At 42.4% G+C, this 17565-nt stretch carries 15 protein-coding genes and 2 pseudogenes; 11 read left to right on the top strand and 6 right to left on the bottom strand.

What is annotated here, in order from left to right; translation table 11 throughout:
• Positions 1–108 precede the first annotated feature (108 nt).
• The 3 genes from ruvB to ICL16_RS38060 all read left to right on the top strand — a co-directional run bounded on the left by ruvB (position 109) and on the right by ICL16_RS38060 (position 3428).
• Positions 109–1206: a Holliday junction branch migration DNA helicase RuvB gene (gene ruvB, locus ICL16_RS38070; RefSeq protein WP_190836767.1), complete on the top strand. Its 1098-nt coding sequence runs from the start codon at positions 109–111 to the stop codon at positions 1204–1206.
• 64 nt (positions 1207–1270) lie between these two features.
• On the top strand, positions 1271–2074 hold the full coding sequence (locus ICL16_RS38065; protein ID WP_190836766.1) for a tetratricopeptide repeat protein: 804 nt from the start codon (positions 1271–1273) through the stop codon (positions 2072–2074).
• 73 nt (positions 2075–2147) lie between these two features.
• Entirely contained in the window at positions 2148–3428 is a 1281-nt protein-coding gene (locus tag ICL16_RS38060) for a glycosyltransferase (protein WP_190836765.1), read from the top strand.
• A 24-nt stretch (positions 3429–3452) separates the two neighbouring features.
• Here ICL16_RS38060 and ICL16_RS38055 read toward each other — a convergent pair whose 3' ends face one another.
• A complete protein-coding gene (locus ICL16_RS38055; RefSeq protein ID WP_190836764.1) occupies positions 3453–4274 on the bottom strand; it encodes an FkbM family methyltransferase in 822 nt (273 codons plus the stop codon).
• 214 nt (positions 4275–4488) lie between these two features.
• Between ICL16_RS38055 and ICL16_RS38050 the strand changes: the two genes are divergently transcribed.
• Positions 4489–5781: a glycosyltransferase gene (locus ICL16_RS38050; RefSeq protein WP_190836763.1), complete on the top strand. Its 1293-nt coding sequence runs from the start codon at positions 4489–4491 to the stop codon at positions 5779–5781.
• 69 nt (positions 5782–5850) lie between these two features.
• Here ICL16_RS38050 and ICL16_RS38045 read toward each other — a convergent pair whose 3' ends face one another.
• Both ICL16_RS38045 and ICL16_RS38040 read right to left on the bottom strand, forming a co-directional pair.
• Positions 5851–7251, bottom strand: coding sequence for a cytochrome P450 (locus ICL16_RS38045; RefSeq protein WP_190836762.1), 1401 nt, complete (start codon positions 7249–7251; stop codon positions 5851–5853).
• A 56-nt stretch (positions 7252–7307) separates the two neighbouring features.
• Positions 7308–8141: a TIGR01548 family HAD-type hydrolase gene (locus ICL16_RS38040; RefSeq protein ID WP_190836761.1), complete on the bottom strand. Its 834-nt coding sequence runs from the start codon at positions 8139–8141 to the stop codon at positions 7308–7310.
• Between the two features lie 151 nt (positions 8142–8292).
• On the opposite strand from ICL16_RS38040, the gene ICL16_RS38035 reads away from it, so the two are divergent.
• Both ICL16_RS38035 and ICL16_RS38030 read left to right on the top strand, forming a co-directional pair.
• Entirely contained in the window at positions 8293–8592 is a 300-nt protein-coding gene (locus ICL16_RS38035) for a 30S ribosomal protein PSRP-3 (RefSeq protein ID WP_190836760.1), read from the top strand.
• Between the two features lie 171 nt (positions 8593–8763).
• Entirely contained in the window at positions 8764–9702 is a 939-nt protein-coding gene (locus ICL16_RS38030) for a cupin-like domain-containing protein (protein ID WP_190836759.1), read from the top strand.
• 21 nt (positions 9703–9723) lie between these two features.
• Here ICL16_RS38030 and ICL16_RS38025 read toward each other — a convergent pair whose 3' ends face one another.
• Positions 9724–10872: an MFS transporter gene (locus ICL16_RS38025; RefSeq protein WP_190836758.1), complete on the bottom strand. Its 1149-nt coding sequence runs from the start codon at positions 10870–10872 to the stop codon at positions 9724–9726.
• Positions 10873–11037: 165 nt separating this feature from the next.
• Between ICL16_RS38025 and ICL16_RS38020 the strand changes: the two genes are divergently transcribed.
• From ICL16_RS38020 to ICL16_RS38010, 3 genes are all read left to right on the top strand, one after another.
• Positions 11038–12120: an aromatic ring-hydroxylating dioxygenase subunit alpha gene (locus tag ICL16_RS38020; protein ID WP_190836757.1), complete on the top strand. Its 1083-nt coding sequence runs from the start codon at positions 11038–11040 to the stop codon at positions 12118–12120.
• A 13-nt stretch (positions 12121–12133) separates the two neighbouring features.
• Positions 12134–13414 (top strand): aminotransferase class I/II-fold pyridoxal phosphate-dependent enzyme, encoded by a 1281-nt coding sequence (locus tag ICL16_RS38015; RefSeq protein WP_190836756.1) that lies wholly within the window; start codon positions 12134–12136, stop codon positions 13412–13414.
• Positions 13415–13533: 119 nt separating this feature from the next.
• A complete protein-coding gene (locus ICL16_RS38010; protein WP_190836755.1) occupies positions 13534–13791 on the top strand; it encodes a hypothetical protein in 258 nt (85 codons plus the stop codon).
• Positions 13792–13876: 85 nt separating this feature from the next.
• Here ICL16_RS38010 and mgtE read toward each other — a convergent pair.
• Positions 13877–14850: pseudogene (mgtE, locus tag ICL16_RS38005) on the bottom strand (magnesium transporter); the annotation flags it as partial.
• A 371-nt stretch (positions 14851–15221) separates the two neighbouring features.
• On the opposite strand from mgtE, the gene ICL16_RS38000 reads away from it, so the two are divergent.
• Both ICL16_RS38000 and ICL16_RS37995 read left to right on the top strand, forming a co-directional pair.
• A complete protein-coding gene (locus ICL16_RS38000; RefSeq protein ID WP_190836754.1) occupies positions 15222–15674 on the top strand; it encodes an Hsp20/alpha crystallin family protein in 453 nt (150 codons plus the stop codon).
• 182 nt (positions 15675–15856) lie between these two features.
• Positions 15857–17133, top strand: a pseudogene (locus tag ICL16_RS37995) (ISAs1 family transposase).
• A 101-nt stretch (positions 17134–17234) separates the two neighbouring features.
• Here ICL16_RS37995 and ICL16_RS37990 read toward each other — a convergent pair.
• Positions 17235–17519, bottom strand: coding sequence for a PIN domain-containing protein (locus tag ICL16_RS37990; protein WP_202895921.1), 285 nt, complete (start codon positions 17517–17519; stop codon positions 17235–17237).
• Positions 17520–17565: the final 46 nt, after the last annotated feature.

The raw sequence follows: 17565 nt of genomic DNA, 5'->3' as shown, positions 1-17565 counted from the left end.
TTATCCGTATTTATGCTCACTACTGTCGTGTGTAACAGCGTTACCACCACAAGATTGATTCTCAATCTCTAATTCAAAATCCACTCATCCCACAACTAAAATCGGCATATGGCGATTATCTCCTCGAAAAAACAGCCTCCAGAACCAAATAAACCACAACAAGAACGGGAGGAAGCAACCCAAGAAGAAAAGCAAAATCTTTTACAACCCGAAGCCACCATTGATGAAGGGAAAGATGAGAGTATTCGTCCCCAGCGATTTGCTGATTACATTGGGCAAAAAGATTTAAAAGACGTACTGGAAATCGCCATTCAAGCAGCTAAGTCGAGGGGTGAAGTACTAGATCACTTATTGTTGTATGGTCCTCCTGGCTTGGGGAAAACCACAATGGCAATGATTTTAGCATCTGAAATGGGGGTCAGTTGCAAAATTACTAGTGCGCCAGCTTTAGAACGTCCTAGAGATATTGTCGGACTACTGGTAAACCTCAAGCCTGGGGATGTTCTGTTTATCGATGAAATTCATCGTCTGTCCCGGATGACGGAAGAACTATTATACCCGGCAATGGAGGATTATCGCTTAGATATTACTATTGGTAAAGGTTCTCACGCTCGAACGCGCAGTCTACCACTATCAAAGTATACTTTAGTCGGAGCCACAACTCGTGCGGGAGCGCTCTCTTCTCCACTACGCGATCGCTTTGGCTTAATTCAAAAACTCAGATTTTATGAAGTAGATGAACTCAGTCAGATCGTACTGCGCAGTGCCGAGTTACTTCAAACACCCATTAATAAAGATGGTGCAACAGAAATAGCACGTCGAGCTAGGGGAACACCAAGAATAGCAAATAGATTACTCAGGCGTGTACGTGATTACACTGAAGTAAAAAAATCAGGTGAAATCACAGAAGTAGTTGCAGCAGAGGCACTGCAACTATTTCAAGTAGATCCTTGCGGTTTGGATTGGACAGATCGTCGCGTGTTAAGTGTAATTATTGAACAGTTTAATGGCGGTCCGGTGGGATTGGAGACGATTGCGGCGGCAACAGGTGAAGATACACAAACAATTGAGGAAGTTTACGAACCTTATCTGATGCAAATTGGTTATTTGCAGCGGACGAACCGTGGTAGGATGGCGACACCCGCAGCGTATAAGCATATGGGTTTTAAAGCACCCAATCAACAGTTGTCTTTTTTACCTGAATAGTAGAGACGCCCCGGTGGGGCGTCTCTACAACCGCGTTTTAGATTAGAACCACAGATAAACACAGATGAAGAAGTTAATTGGGATTATTTTAAGTTTGTTGTTGCTGTTTGGCTGGGGTAAGGCGGTGATGGCTGCGGAGTCATCTAATATTACTCCAGAACAGTTAAGACAAAGGGATGAGTTGGCGACTCAGGCTTTTGCGGCTACGAATAAGGGTGATTTTGCTACAGCGGAGCAATTATGGACGGAGATTCTCGAACAATTTCCTGATAATGCCGCAGTTTGGAGTAATCGGGGAAATTCCAGAGTTAGTCAAAATAAGTTGGTTGAGGCGTTGGCTGATTATAACAAAGCTGTAGAACTTGCGCCAAATGTCACTGACCCTTATTTGAATCGCGGTACGGCATTGGAAGGTTTGGGAAGATGGGAAGATGCTATAGCAGATTACAATCACGTTCTCGAACTCGATCCCAAGGATGCTATGGCGTACAATAATCGGGGTAATGCTCAGGCGGGTTTGGGAAAATGGGAGGAGGCGATCGCTGATTACAAAAAATCTGCTGATACTGCGCCGAATTTTGCCTTTGCTCGTGCTAACTACGCTTTAGCCCTTTATCAAATTGGCAAAACAGACGAAGCTATTCGTCAGATGCGGAATATTACCCGTAAATATCCCAACTTTGCCGATGTACGTGCCGCCCTCACTGCTGCTTACTGGGTACAGGGAAAAATCGGTGAAGCCGAAAGTAACTGGGTATCAGCAGTGGGATTGGATGGACGCTATAAAGATATCAATTGGGTAAAAAATACCCGTCGCTGGCCTCCTAGCATGGTAACAGCTTTGGATAAGTTTTTGACACTAAAGTAACAGCGGACTTTTAACTGCATAAGTCACATTTAGTTGCAACTAGTAAGGTTCAGGTAGTGAAGGAAACGACACCATGACTCATTTTGGCATTATCTGTCCTGCCTCAACTGGTCACTTAAATACGATGTTTCCCATCGGACGTGAACTACAAAAACGTGGTCATCGAGTTACACTTGTGGGAGTACTTGATGTCCAATCTAAGGCACTAGAGGCAGGTTTTGAATTTCGAGCGATCGCTGAATCGGAGTCTCCAGTGGGAACGACAGCGCAATCATTAGCTCAGCTTGGGGAACTCAATGGGCAGGCGGCATTACGGTATACTATTACTTTTTTTACACAGGCAACTGCTCTATTACTTCTATATGCCCCAGATGCAATCAAAGATGCTGGTATAGAAGCATTGCTGGTAGACCAAACTATATCAGGCGGAGGTACGGTAGCAGAATTTTTGCAAATTCCCTTCGTTACCGTGTGCAGTGCTGTGGTGCTGAATCAGGAAAACAGCGTTCCCCCATTTTTCACCAATTGGAGCTATAATCCTGCTTGGTGGGCGCGTCTACGCAATCAAGTGGCTTACTCTCAGCTGCGTCGAATCCGCAAACCAATCCAGCAGGTGATCAATGAGTATCGTCAAGAGAGGAAATTGCCCATACACTCTCATCCTAGAGAGTCTTACTCCAAACTAGCGATTATTAGTCAACAACCAGCTGAATTTGAATTTCCTCGACAAAATTTACCCCAGTGGTTCCATTTTACAGGACCGTATCATGATTTCACAGGGCGACCAAGAGTTGATTTCCCTTTGGAAAAGTTGACAGGGCAACCACTGATTTACGCTTCGATGGGAACTGTACAAAATCGCCTACAGTACATTTTCCGTGATATTGCCTCAGCTTGTGTAGGTTTGGATGCTCAGCTAGTAATTTCTCTTGGTGGTTCGGCTAGTCCAGAAACTTTTTCAGATTTGCCAGGTTCGCCCCTTGTGGTAGGTTATGCGCCTCAACTAAAACTGCTGAAAAAAGCTACACTCACCATCACCCATGCGGGCTTGAATACCACTTTGGAATCTTTAAGTAATGGTGTGCCGATGGTAGCAATTCCGGTTGCCAACGATCAGCCAGGAGTGGCTGCACGTATAGCTTGGACTGGTTGTGGTGAGGCTGTACCTGTAGCCCGCGTGAATGTTCCCAAACTGCGAGATGCCATACAGCGTGTACTGAAAGAAGATTCTTACAAAAAGAATGCACTTAGATTACAAGAAGCCATTAGTAGAGCAGGGGGAGTGAGTCGAGCCAGTGATATTATCGAGCAAGCTGTATCCACAGGCAAGCCTGTCCTGGCTCCAACACAGTAATAAGGGTTTTTGCTGCGTGGGCTTCTACTGCACAGCATATATATTAAAAACATTAGTCCCTTTTCGCGCCTGTTCTTGCTCCACTTTCATCTCATTAAATCTGTTTTTTTTAAGCAAAGACGTGATTTTCTCGACTCGATGATCCAAATCGTGTACTTCAACAACTATTTGCTTAATCTTTAACCAGTCTTGCTCTTCGATGCCCAAAAGCACATCTAGTTCGCTTTTTTCCACATCTACTTTGAGCAAGTCGATCCGCTGAATATCGTGTTCGCGTATAATCTCTGATACTGTTTTTACTTGACAGGTAACTTGCTCTTGTTGAAAAGCTTTTTCTAATATCCGATCTAAAATTAGCGACCTCAGAAACGGAGGAAGCCAAGAAATCCAACGAAAGGCTGAAGGTAAGTCTTTGAGATTGTCAAGTGTAGTTTTTTTTAATCTGTCTCTTACTTCTTTTGAATCCTCTGGATAGGCAGTTGATAACACTGGAGCGTTGGGATAATATCCGAAATTTAAGGTTTTAGACTCCTGAGAAAGCCCACAGCAAAATACCTTTATAGTTTCTGGGTCAAAGCGTTGGGCGTTGCGGTGCAGCACTTCAAAGATTGCTGGGATGGGTTCAAAAGCATAGATGCTCACATTTTTATGATATAACTGATACAAATACAGAGAGAATAAACCAATATTCGCCCCAATATCAAATACAGTGTCGCCTTTTTGCAACTCAATACCATTCTTAAGGTACTCTTGAACTTGTTGATAAATTATTGGTACTAACTTCTTTTGAAGACAAAATATCTTCATCCCATTGGGCAACACAGTTTCTGCAAGAGTAATTTGCATAGTTCTGCCATAAACTAAATAGTAATTAACAGAGAAAAGCAGAAGAATTGAGAATTACAGAGAAATAATCACACAAGTATCTACTAACTCCTAACATACATTCTACAGGTATATCAAATGAAAAGATTATATTTCTAGCAAGGGGTAAACGGAGTACACAAAAACAGGTCAATCTAGCGACGCTCATAAGAATATCGAATTTGGATGAATAAAAATGAAAAAACATATTATGTTTGTTTCACTTCCTCTGCGTGGTCATACAAATCAAATGATTGCCCTAGCTCAAGAGTTGGTTTGCAGAGGCTACCAAGTAAGTTTTGCCATTGCTGAAGAGGCTAGGGAGTGGCTTGCTAATACCGGAGCTAATTTTATTCAATGGGAGCCAAGACAGGAAACAACTGATGAAGGTATTAATGACAAAAACAAGAGTGTGTGGCAAAGAGCTTCTCAGGAACAAAGTATCTGGCGTGGTGAAAAAATGATGTTGAATGGGCTGATTGATTTGTATGTTCCTATGTACAAAACGCTGCTCGCTATTTTTCAGCAATACAATCCAGATATATTAGTGATTGATCGTGCGGTTATTCCAGCGATGGACTTAGCCCAGCAAATGAAGATTCCCTACATTATTCAAACTCGATTCTTGGGTAATTTTGTCCCTAGCAGTTCTAAGTACCCTCGCTTCGGTACATCCTATTCTGTAGAAATGAATATATGGCAACGCTTGGTGAATTTCCTTCGACCTTATTTGCTGATGCCTCATTTTTTGCCTGTGATGAGAAAGCTCAATCAGGTTCGCAGTGAGTGTTCTAACTGCAAAAAAATCAAAGATCCTTTTAGCCAACGTCCCATCATCGTCGGCACAGCTTTTGGCATTGAAATTCCACGCCCACTACCTCCTCATGTGCAAATGGTTGGACCGATTTTTCCAAAAACAATTGAACCTCTCAGTCCTTCTTTAAGGAAATGGTTGGAAGAGATCGCAGAAGTGACCATTGTGTATATCGCTTTTGGTACCCTTGCTACTATCGAATCATGGCAAGCTCAAGCATTAGTGGACGGACTTAGCGATCCTAAATTTCGGGTACTGTGGTCTTTACCTAAGAGTCAGCAACATATTCTGCCTGCGCTACCATCCTCGTTCCGGATCGAAGACTTTGTTCCGCAACAAGCAGTCCTTTCTCATCCAATAGTTCGTGCCTTTATCAGTCATTGTGGTATGAACAGCATTAACGAGGCTCTACATTGGGAAAAACCGATCCTAGCATTGCCTTTCTTTGGAGATCAGCACTACAATGCGGCACGTATTGTGGACTTAGGGGCTGCTTTAAAGCTGAACAAGAAACATTTTGACAGTACTGAGGTGCGCCGCAAAATGGACGCCTTGCTTAGTAAACCAAACTACATTGATGCAGCTCGTCGAATGTCGGTTCTATTTAAAAGCACCGGAGGACTGGATAGGGCTGCCGATATTGTCGAATCTACCCTCACTGAAGGAATTAGCTAATTAGTACCAGGCAGTGCAGGGTAAATTAGACAACTCGAATGGGATGCGACGCGATCGCCCCCACACTCTTTAGCTTGAAACTGAACTAGAGCTAGTCTCCAAGATTGGCTGATTTTGATGGCGTATACTTGTCACCACCATCCGCACACCTTCTGATGGTCCCAGTAAAGCACCTCTACGTACTGGCTGCACTGGTTTGCTGTCAACTAGTTCCATTTGCCAACCAGACAGCACTGTCGCTAAAACCATTTTCATCTCAAATAGGGCAAATGCCATCCCAATACAGCGACGGTTCCCACCACCAAAGGGCAAATATTCATAGGGGGCAAATTGCCGCTCTAAAAAACGCTCTGGTTTAAACTGCTTTGAATTAGGGTATAAATCTTCTCGATGATGGGTCAAATAAATACAGGGAACTACTAATGTACCAGGCTCTAACTGGTAGCCCATAATTTCTAATGGTGATTTGACGACTCGATTTAATGCTAACATTGCCACTGGGTTGAGGCGGAGTGTTTCGCTACACACGGCATTTAAATATGGCGAGCGCAACACAAGGTTCAGATCTGCTTTTTCACCCAAACTATCCAATTCTTGGAGCAGTTTCTCATGCACTTGGGGCAGATGATGAATCCAGTACAAAGCCCATGATAAAGCAGTTGCAGTGGTTTCGTGACCCGCCACCAACATAGTCATTAACTCATCACGTATTTCCACATCCGTCATCGGCTGCCCTTGTTCATCGCGAGTTGCCATCATTAATGAGAGGATATCATTGCGCGATGGATCTAGTTGCTGTTTACGTTCTTGAATCTCGGCGTAGATGAGTTCGTCAAGAAGTTTTATTTGGCGTATGAATATTCCCCAAGGACTCCACGAACCAAAATCTTTTCGCATTAAAGGGAAAAGAAATATCAATGACCTCAATAAAGGTCTTTTTGGATTCAGCAGCCCAATCAACATCTGCTTTAGTTGATTGTAACGTGGTCCGTCCTCTAGACCAAATACAGCTTTTAAAATTACTTGGAAAGAGATTTCTTGCATGGATGGCTGGATTGAAAAAGGTTCGCCAACCTTCCATTGACTAGTCACTTGCTTGGTGATGTCGCGGATTAGCTCACCATAAGCTAGCATCCGTTCTCCATGCAAGGGGGGTGTTAACAGCTTTCTTTGCCGTTGGTGAGGTTTGCCCTCCAGCGCCAGCATTGATTGCCGCCCTAATAAAGGTGATTTAATCCCCGCAGGTTCACCAGAGTCCAACTGTTTTGGATCGGTGGTAAAAATCTGAGCGATCGCCTCAGGATTACTAACAAATACTTGATTTGTAAAAACTGGACCAATCCGTAATGTAAAGATCTCACCATAGCGTTTAGCACAGTCTTCCATATATTCTAGCGGATGAGTTAGCCACTGAAGCGTCTGGATTGATGATAGTGTTTGGGGTCCTTCAGGCAATTTCCGTGCAGACATTTTTCATCTCCCAATCATTGGAAATCAGATTAGACTACGCTAGCTTTTTGTGTATGCTACCATTCTTGAATCTTGGCGATCGTCAATTCTTCTACATTACTCAAAACTACTGCTGCTCCTGCTTTTAGCAGTGTCTCGGCATAGGCATCACGACGCGCTGCTGTTTCTTGAACGTGTGGGGGTAATACGCCTACGCCAATCCAGGTACGCTTGGGTTCGAGTTGTCGCGCTTTTTCTACTGTGTACATGTCAGCTACTGTGTCTCCTACGTATACTACTATGGGTGGTTTGTCAATTCCTTCAAGCGGCGGAGCCGGTGTGTAGGCATTCCCAGGTGGAACCTGGGAACGAGTGGGACGAGGAGGAGATTCTAAGAGGCGAACGGTGGCAAAAAGTCCGGTGGGATCTGGCTTACTGGGTGCGTCTTCCATTGCAATCAGCACTGGTGATTTTAAGCCCAGGCGTTTTTCTAAAACGTAATTAGCAGAAGCGCGAGTAGCACCACTGAAAAATCCCCAAGGAATTCCAGCTAGTGTTAGTTCTTCTAGGTAGCTTGGCTGTAACAATAATGGTTCATCACAAATATATCCTGTCATATTTTGGGGATCTGTTCCTCGGTAACGGGATTGAAAAAAGGCGACAATGGAGTTGTAGTTAAGTTGTAGTTGTTCGCGGGATGTTTGGTTTTCTTTGTAGCGGTAAATTAATTCTTGGGATGCTTCCCAATCGTTATTCCAAATGCCTTCAGATTTGAGTTGGTCAATCTCCACAGATGTGGGGCGATACTCTAAAAAAGTAAAATGCTCTACAGTATCTGCGATCGCACGCCGATAGGAACCACTGACATCGCGCACTACACCATCAATATCGAAAACGACAATTGCTCTCATGGAATTTTAGATTTTGCTCATGGCTTATAGATAATTGTCCAATTAGTCATGAGCAATTAGCAATAAGCGTTTGGTCAGTAGGGGAGTATTGCGTTAGAATAAGCGATCGCAAAGACAGTAAGTATTGCCCGGATATTTCCCGGAGGTGTGATTGACCAAGTTTATTCTGAAAATTCTGTGGTTAGATGAGAACGTCGCTTTAGCGGTGGATCAAGTAGTAGGCAAAGGCACAAGTCCTTTGACTAAGTACTTTTTCTGGCCCAGGAATGATGCCTGGGAAGAATTAAAAAAGGAGTTAGAATCCAAACACTGGATTACTGAAGTGGATCGGGTGGAGTTGCTCAATAAAGCTACAGAAGTTATTAACTACTGGCAAGAAGAAGGCAGAAACCGCCCAATGGGAGAAGCTCAGCTGAAATTTCCTGAAGTTACCTTTACAGGTAGTGCATAAAGTTGCTCTTTTAGCAACATCCCAAAATTTAATAATTTTGTCTTCACGAACTGCTTGCTAGGATTCTACCATCAGCGCTAAAGACAACTGTTGAAACCGCCTATATATGACAGGAAATGTTACTATATGGGCGGTTTTTCAATTCTTGTTTAGAGGATGAAGGTACTTTCCATGCCTGCCCTTGAAATGAACTTTCAAATACAGCGTGTAGACGGTGCATCTTTAACGCCTGAAGTATTTTTTCATGACTATCAGAAAACTGGAGTACCAGTTGTAATTACGGGATTAATTCAGGAGTGTGATTGGGATTTAGAATATTTATGTGAAAATTTAGGGGAGCAAAGGTTTCTCTTACGGAGTTACGGAAAGGAAAGGTATCAGCAGGATAAACGCCAATGGGTAAATATTGGCAGTGGTGTTGATGCGCAAAATCTACCATTTACTGAGTTTGCAAAAATGTTGCGTAACCGTCAGGCTCATGAAAAGGATATCTATTTAGCCAAATGTTCAATTCAAAATACGCCTCTTGCTCAAACACAATCTTTCCATCTTGGAGCTAAACTGGGTTTGAATGAGCCTGTGAGTGACTTGAACATCTGGATCGGACCATCTGGTCATGTTGAGTCTTTACACTATGATCCCGTGGATGGCACACTAATGCAACTGCATGGAGCAAAAAAAGTTGTGCTTTTTCCTCCGTCTCAATTGTCTAATCTCTACCCATTTCCGATTTACATTCATTTGCGTCACGGCTTAAAGTTACGTTCTTGGTTTAGTCAAGTCTACCCAGAAAAACCAAATTTTCAATCTTTTCCTAAGTTAGAAAAAGCACTAAAATATAAAATTGAAGTAATACTGAATCGCGGCGAAATTCTTTATATTCCTTCAGGATGGTGGCATGAGGTAACCGCTTTGGGTGATGAAATGGTATGTTCTGTAAATAGATTTTGGCGTATACGTCCTGTGTCTCGATTTGTGTTTTCTTGGAGTAAATGGCGTACATTACTAGGATTTTTATTAGCAGTACCGTATATTTTGTTTAGTTTAGCGATCGCCATTTTCAGCCGCGACAGAAAACAAAAAATCCGGAAAATTTGGCAGATGCTGTAGAGACGTTCCGCCGGAACGTCTCTACGTGCGTTTTGGCGCAACCAGAAATAATCCGGCGAGCGCCACAATTCCTGCTGCTGTATAAAAAACTGCTGACAAACCTATATGACCAAGTACTGGTCCTAGTAAAATTGGAGACGTAAACTGTCCTAAAAAGCCTACCCCTATTCCGGCTGACAGCACGCTAGAGCGTAATTGAGAGGGAGCAAGATTGGCGAGGGCATTGTATATACTGGGTAAAACAATGCCAAAGCCAGCACCAAAGAGAATTGCACTCAACAAAATCCAACTTAGTACTTTTAACAGGGGAATTGTTGCCAATGTTACAGCCATTAATCCAAATCCCAGGGCTGTTGCTTGCATTGCGCCACAGCGTTGTGCCAACTTGCTTGCCCCAAAGGCTGATACAAATGCTGCACCAATCGCTCGTGATGCCAGAACAATACCATTTAAAACCGGTCCTGCGCCAATTGTCGCTTTTAAATAGATAGGAGCATAAATTACCACAGCATACATTGCCACAGATGTCAATCCTAGAGCGATAAGTAACTTGATGGCATGACGAGAGCTTAAAACGTGAAATAGTTTATCACCTATTTCATTTCCGTTACTATTTGCTGGTAGTGATTGTTCCTTGAAAATTAATGCTAGTAAGATTGCATAAGGTAGAGCTAGTCCGTAAAGGTAGAAGGTATTTTGCCAACTACTATTTCCCACCCAACCACCAAGCAGGGGATCGGTAATGCCAGTGATTGTCAAAGTAGTGGTGGCTAAGGCTAAAGCCTGCGATCGCTTTTTTCCTTCATACATACTTCCCAGCAAACCTAGACTTGCGGCAGCAATTCCACCACTTGCAGCACCAAGTAAACCACGTGTCAAGAGTAAAGGCCAAAAACTTTGTAAAAAAGCTCCTGAAGTTCCGGCAAGAGCATAGATGAGCAGAGAGGGGTAAAGAACACGTAACCGCCCAATCCAGTCTGCTAAAATTCCCAGCAGTGGGCTAAACAGAGCAATGGTTAAGCAATGCATACTGACGAGGATGCCTGCTAACTCTGGATTGATTTGGAGTTGTTGTACCATTTCTGGCAAAATTGGCGCAAAAATTCCGCCTGCCATTGTTGTCAGGGAACCTACTACGAGCAGCACTAACAGCTTAGGATCGCGTAACATCAATAAAACACCTGAAATTTTAGTCTACTATTACGTAGACGTACAAATTCAATTAAGTTGCACTGGTAGGGCGTAGTGGGGAGCATTCACTAGCTATAAAATGATTGACTTAAGAAATACGATAAGTTTAAGTATTATAACAGAAACAGGTAAAGGTACGATCAAATGGAACTAGCCACGACCCTAAAAAGTCAGACAGTTCAGAACCTTGTCCGCGAGGTAGGGATTAACCCAAATTACTGGTATGCGGTGGGGTGGGCAAACCAAGTTAAGGTAGGTGAGATTAAGTCAGTGATAATTTGGCGAGAAGCGATCGCTGTTTACCGTGATGATCAAGGGAGTCTACATGCATTAGAGAACGTTTGCCCTCACAAAGGAGTAGCCTTGGATAAAGGTAAAGTACTTGGGTGTAACTTAGCTTGTGCTTATCATGGCTGGGAGTTTAACGGTGAAGGAAATTGCGTCAGCATTCCTTACCTTCCCGAAGAACAAAAACTTCCCCGTGCCTCCGTGCGCAGTTATCCAGTTCAAGAAAAATACAATTTGATCTGGATTTTCCCCGGAGATCCTACCTTAGCTTCTACTCAACAACCACCAGACATCCCAGAATTTGACCATCCCGATTGGTTTATGGTACCAGTCCCTGCCCGGATTAAGGCACACTTTACCATCTGCAACGAAAATTCGATGGACGTGTTTCATGGTTTTCTGCACGAAAAGTTGCAGGGCTGGTTCGATCCTGTGCTAATTAGTTTAAAGGAAACGGAAACATCAGTCCGTACCGAATACTTAGTTTCCTATAAAGGTTACATGGCTAAGTTTTTGGGATTAAGCGAAAGAGCCGATCAAGTGACAACTCTACCTGTTGCCACCGAATACCGCTATCCTAACTTTTACAGTTCCCTACAGGGAATTTCTACTTTATACTTAATGCGGCTACCAATCAATCAAACAGAAACTCGCTCTGTTGCCTTCTTCTTTTTCAAACTCCGCCTGCCCAAATGGTTACTTAAACCAATGGCACCACTAATGCGAATATTTCTCCAGCGCTTTGTGCTGCTGAGATTTTTAGCCCAAGATATTGAAATGATGGAGAGTGAGCAGCAAACTTATCTAAAAAATCCCCAACGGCGCTATGTCGAAATTAACCCGGCAATTATTGCCGTCCAGCGACTGGTTATCCGTCAATACGAACAATTCATGCAAAAATGTAGTAACCAAAACCCTACGGGAAATGGTATAAGGTGAGAGGGCTAAACTTGTGCAAATTGTCAAAGAGTATGTCCAGCGCTGGTACGAAAGTGGACTAGAGCCTGATGAGTATATTTGTCATCAAAAGCAGGGTAATTTGGTTGAGATTACAGAAGCGGCGACAGGTAAACGTCAAACCGTTCTGACTTTCTGCACAAATGATGTCTTGGGGCTAGTTCAAGAAGAAGCCGTCAAGCAAGCTGCTATTGATGCTATTCTACAATACGGAACGTCTAATAGTTCTGCCTCCGTTTTAAGTGGTCGGATTGAACTACACAAACAGCTAGAAGAGGAAATTTCCGCTTTTAAACATCTGCCGCACACGCAGCTATTTATGAATGCCTGGATGGCAATGCAAGCTTTGATGGACGCTTTCTGTCACTTGGCAATTCCTGTACCAGGTTTTCAGAATACCAGAGAGACTTTGATTCTCACTGATGTTCTCAATCATGGCTGTATTGTCTCAGCAGTTGTCAATGCAGGAACTCGTTCTGGTAAGGTGTTTAGTCATAGTCCTCGTGTGAGAGTCAAGGCTTACCGCCATTGCGATATGGAAGATTTGGCTCGCAAACTGTATCGCTATGCACGCGCCGATGAGCGGATTATGGTGATATCTGATGCAGTATTCTCTATGGATGGCGATATTGCACCTTTGCCAGATATGCTTAGTGTGATGCGTAAATACGAAGGCAGCGTGCTAGTTATGGATGAGGCTCATGCCAGTGGAGCAATTGGGGCTACGGGGAGAGGAATTTATGAACATTTCGGGATATTACCGCAGCAAGCAATTGAGCAAGGTGTTGTGCCTCTAATAATGACAACTTTTTCTAAATTTGCCGCTTCAGCAGGAGCAGCAATTAGCAGCCATGTTGCCGAGTTAATACCACTGTTAAATGTTTCTCCTACTTCAATAGGCACAATTTCTTTACCGCCACCAGCAACTGCAGCAGCTTTAGAAAGTATTCGTCAAGTACGCAAATTTCCAGAACGAGTAAAAAAACTTCAGGAAAATACTCAGTACTTGCGATCGCGCTTGGTTGAACAAGGTTTTATGGCAATTGGCGAAACCAATGTTATACCAGTAATTTTACCGCCAGAAATTAATCCGAAGATTTTTGGCAGACAAATTATGAAAGATTACGGTATATGGGTATCGCCAATTTGGTTTATTGCCAAACCTCGGATTCGGATTACTGCTAACGCCCTTCATACCCAAGAGGAAATGGATAGGTTAGTTACAGGCATGGTAGCAACTCGCAACTTGTTGTACAAAACGACAATTAGTGCTTAGAAGTCGGAATTCGGAATTTGCAAATTCCGAATTCTTTTTTTGTACACCATTGGAAAGATGAGATCCTTCCTCTTAGTTGATAATCTGACAACAAACAATTTTATAAAAACATCACGGATATGGCATCCCCTACACCATTGAAAGGTACTGAATTAGTAGATTGTGCAAGAGCAAACGCCCCACAGGGAATTGAAACCGCTGCTCTTCAATGTGGTTATGGAGAAGATCTTAATACTTTTGCCAAAGAATTACGCCTCGCTTGTGAGCAAATGAATTTACAAGCTAAAGAACTCACAGATCTAATTACCGATCAAGATATGATATTGAACTTGGGTACTGGCGAAATCGTTGCCCCAGACTCAGCATCAGAACTGTAAGGATTTTGGATTCAATTGACATCGACCGAATTTAAACGTGCATTATTTATAATCATTGTCGAGACGTTCCGCCGGAACGTCTCTACTAAATCAAAATTAATCGTGCCAAATTGAAGTAAATCAACACGCCAAGTACATCCACTGTTGTGGTGATAAATGGTGCTGACATCAACGCTGGATCTAATTTGAGTAAGCGAAACAAAAATGGTAGTGCCGAACCAGAGATAGAAGCTAAAATAGAAATAGCAACAAGACTGCATCCAACGGCGATCGCCACAGATATATTACCTTGCAGAAATATTGCCCACGCGGTAGCAACGATCCCTAACACTCCTCCCAGTATTGCACCCGCAATTGCTTCTTTGACAATAACTTGAAATGGTCCCATTGTCTGAATTTCTTCAGTATTCATCCCACGAATCACCACCGTAGAAGATTGCGCACCAACATTACCGCCAGTACCAGTTAGCAAAGGGATAAACGCTGCCAGCGACACCACCTGTTGTAAAATATCTTCTTGCGATTTAATAATTGTACCCGTGACAGTGTTAGTCACCAGTAATACAAACAACCACACAACTCGCTTGCGGGCAATAGTAAATAAATCTAACTGAAAGTAGTTGTCACCATCCGACTGCACACCACCACCAACAGCATAGATATCCGCAGTAGTTTCCTTTTCCAATATATCAATCACCTCATCAACTGTAACAATCCCGACAAGACGCTGTTCTGTGTCTACCACAGGTACAGCCAAGAAGTTATATGTATACATCTTGCTACTTCTTCTTGCTCTGTATCTGTCTTGACAAATACCACATCTTGTGTCATGATTACGCCAATCATCTGCTCTGGTTGAGCCGTCACTAACTCGCGCAAAGACAAAATTCCCGTCAAGCGCCGAGTCTCATCTGTGACGTAAAGGTAATAAATATCGCAAGCATTGACTAAGCGGCGAATTTGCTCCAGAGTTTCAGCCACAGTCAAATTTTCTTTGAGAGAAATCAACTCCGGCTTCATGATCCTCCCTGCAGTATCAGCACCATAACTTGGTAGTTGAGTTAGCTCGCTTTCTCGCAATTCCTGAGATGACACATTCTGGGGTGTAGCGGTTGTTTTGATTGAATGCATAAATAACAATGAGGGAGATGCAAAAATGTACAACCCCACTCTTATCGGGCGGGGTTTGCGATCATGAATCGAGTTGCTGCTCTTAGTTTAAAAGAAAGTGGAAAGCAAAACCGCAAAAAAGCTATTTTTCATACTTTAGGCTTAGGCTAAGTGTTAGATACCCGACTTCTTAAAGAAGTCGGGTATCTGTAACTACTTATGTGATAAGAACCGAACAAAAGACTAATTTAAGTTTTAATAATATAAAAACATAAGGTAAGTGAAACAACTAAAAACAATTCCCAGAGGAACTAACAACTATGTTACTAGCTCGCAGAAATCCTTGGCAAGAATTTAACACCCTACACACTCAAATCAATCGCTTGTTAGATCAAGAAATTATGCCATCTACATTATTAGCAAAAAGCTTCAATAGAGTTCCTGCTGCTGAACTATCTGAAACAGACGATGCCATTCATCTCAAGCTAGAAATTCCCGGTATCGAAGCAAAAGACTTAGATATCCAAGTAACAGAAAAAGCTGTTGCCGTTAGCGGTGAGCGCAAGTCTGAAACAAAGACTGAAGAAAAAGGCGTTACTAAGAGTGAGTTTCACTATGGTAAATTTCAGCGCGTAATTCCTTTACCTGCTCGGATTCAAAATACCAATGTTACAGCCGATTACAAAGACGGTATCTTGAATTTGACACTGCCCAAGACTGTTGAAGAAAAAAACAAAGTCGTCAAAGTTAATCTTGAGCAAAACGCTGCATAAGATTAACCTATTCTTTAATGCAAAAACTGTAATTTAACGAAAAGCCCAGTTGCTATAATTAGCAACTGGGCCAGGGTAAGCTCATCTAATTTAGTATAATGTGTACTTGACAAATAAGAATTAAAATGGTAATTGAGATGACAGATAGCAATGCCACTTGAAAAATCTCAAGGAATACTCAAATGTCTCAGGGCTTTGAAAGTCAATCTGCTCATACCAACAAAAGTTCTGCCAACAAAAATTCTCGTCATCAGCGGAAGCCAAATGTAGTCGCAGAAATTGAAGCTATTCAGCAGAGTTTAGTTAAGCACTTTGGAGACATCAAAGACCCAAGAGTAGAGCGAACTAAAAAACATCTACTTACAGATATTTTAGTAATTGCGATTTTGGCAATAATTGGGGGAGCGCAAGGATGGGAAGACATTGAGAACTACGGTATTAGCAAGCAAACTTGGTGAGAAGAGTTTTTGGAATTACCAAACGGTATTCCCTCAGATGATACTTTTCGTCGGGTGTTTGAGTTCATTGACCCAGAGGCATTGAATCAATGTTTTTTGCGATGGGTAGAAACTCTGGTCACAAAGATGGGAGGAGAGGTTATCCCCATAGATGGCAAGACAATTAGAGGTTCCTATGATCGTAATCAAGGTAAATCAGCCCTTCATGTCATTAGTGCTTGGGCAAGTGAACAACGTTTGGTTTTGGCACAGTTGAAAGTGGATGATAAATCCAATGAAATCACTGCTATTCCTGCATTACTAGAGTTACTAGATATTGCTGGTTCCATTATCACTATTGATGCAATGGGAACCCAAACTGAAATTGCCAGAAAAATTATTGACAAGAAAGCCGATTATGTCCTGACACTTAAAGCCAATCATCCAACTCTCTACTCTCAAATTAAGCAATGGTTTGAAATGCGATTAGCTGATAATTTTACCGGGATTGATTTCAGTTATGACAAACGCATCTTCGTAAGGACATCATCGCACGGAAATTCGCTTCGGTTGGACTGTACCTGCAACTTCTATTCCTCAGCTTTATCAACCTAAATTATGGGCAGGCTTACAAAGCCTAGTTATGGTTGTTCGTGTGCGTCATCTCTGGAATAAAACAAAGGAGCGAAGTTCAGTTCTATTTGACTTCTTTACACAGTGATGCTCAACTGATTGGTCGGGCTATCCGTAAACATTGGGCGATTGAAAATGAAGCACATTGGACCCTCGATTGTACTTTTTTTGAAGATGCTTGTCGTATTCGTTCTTTCCACAGCCCTCGTAATTTTTCTCTCCTCCGACGCCTTGCTCTCAACGTTCTCAATCGCGAACAAACTTACAAACGTAGTCTTCGTCAAAAAAGTAAACGCGCTGCTATGGACAATGACTATATGCTTCAAATTCTTCAAACCTGTTTTCTTGACACTACATTAAACTCTTCTGACTCCTTGTGTCAAGCCTAATTGAGATGCTCTTACCCTGGCAACTGGGCTTTTCTATCTTAAGCCCTTTCTAGCCAAAACAGAATTAGCATAGGTAAAAAGTAAGCAATCAATGCCCTTTGTTACACAATTTGCACTGACTGAGTATTAATTTCTGTTAAATTTGCAAATTTGACATCATTTGTAAACAACGTTGCATTTAGGGATTTTGCAGTTGCGGCAATTATTGCGTCAGGAAGCCTAAGTTTATATTGTTTGCGAAGTGCAATGGCTAATGTCTTGATGTTACTATTAATTTCCAACACTATAATCTTAGTTAAGAAATCACGGATTTGTATTTCTTCATCTGAAGTCAGGGTTGGATAAGATAGCAATTGGGAGCATCCAGTTTTGGCAGAAACATTCAAATAGTCAGGACAAACACAGCTAATGTTAGTACTGAGTCAGGATAAA

The sequence above is a fragment of the Iningainema tapete BLCC-T55 genome (genome assembly GCF_014698965.1).
Classification (GTDB): domain Bacteria; phylum Cyanobacteriota; class Cyanobacteriia; order Cyanobacteriales; family Nostocaceae; genus Iningainema; species Iningainema tapete.
The sequence above is the reverse complement of the archived record's forward strand: the minus strand, read 5'-3'. Positions and strand labels throughout refer to the sequence as shown.

What these genes read in the sequence shown, in the direction of transcription:
- ICL16_RS38020 (WP_190836757.1), top strand. Translation starts at nt 11,038, where the DNA reads ATGGAACTAGCCACGACCCTAAAAAGTCAGACAGTTCAGAACCTTGTC.
- ICL16_RS38040 (WP_190836761.1), bottom strand. Translation starts at nt 8,141, where the DNA reads ATGAGAGCAATTGTCGTTTTCGATATTGATGGTGTAGTGCGCGATGTC.
- ICL16_RS38025 (WP_190836758.1), bottom strand. Translation starts at nt 10,872, where the DNA reads ATGTTACGCGATCCTAAGCTGTTAGTGCTGCTCGTAGTAGGTTCCCTG.
- ICL16_RS38030 (WP_190836759.1), top strand. Translation starts at nt 8,764, where the DNA reads ATGCCTGCCCTTGAAATGAACTTTCAAATACAGCGTGTAGACGGTGCA.
- ICL16_RS38065 (WP_190836766.1), top strand. Translation starts at nt 1,271, where the DNA reads ATGAAGAAGTTAATTGGGATTATTTTAAGTTTGTTGTTGCTGTTTGGC.
- ICL16_RS38000 (WP_190836754.1), top strand. Translation starts at nt 15,222, where the DNA reads ATGTTACTAGCTCGCAGAAATCCTTGGCAAGAATTTAACACCCTACAC.
- ICL16_RS38010 (WP_190836755.1), top strand. Translation starts at nt 13,534, where the DNA reads ATGGCATCCCCTACACCATTGAAAGGTACTGAATTAGTAGATTGTGCA.
- ICL16_RS38050 (WP_190836763.1), top strand. Translation starts at nt 4,489, where the DNA reads ATGAAAAAACATATTATGTTTGTTTCACTTCCTCTGCGTGGTCATACA.
- ICL16_RS38060 (WP_190836765.1), top strand. Translation starts at nt 2,148, where the DNA reads ATGACTCATTTTGGCATTATCTGTCCTGCCTCAACTGGTCACTTAAAT.
- ruvB (WP_190836767.1), top strand. Translation starts at nt 109, where the DNA reads ATGGCGATTATCTCCTCGAAAAAACAGCCTCCAGAACCAAATAAACCA.
- ICL16_RS38045 (WP_190836762.1), bottom strand. Translation starts at nt 7,251, where the DNA reads ATGTCTGCACGGAAATTGCCTGAAGGACCCCAAACACTATCATCAATC.
- ICL16_RS38055 (WP_190836764.1), bottom strand. Translation starts at nt 4,274, where the DNA reads ATGCAAATTACTCTTGCAGAAACTGTGTTGCCCAATGGGATGAAGATA.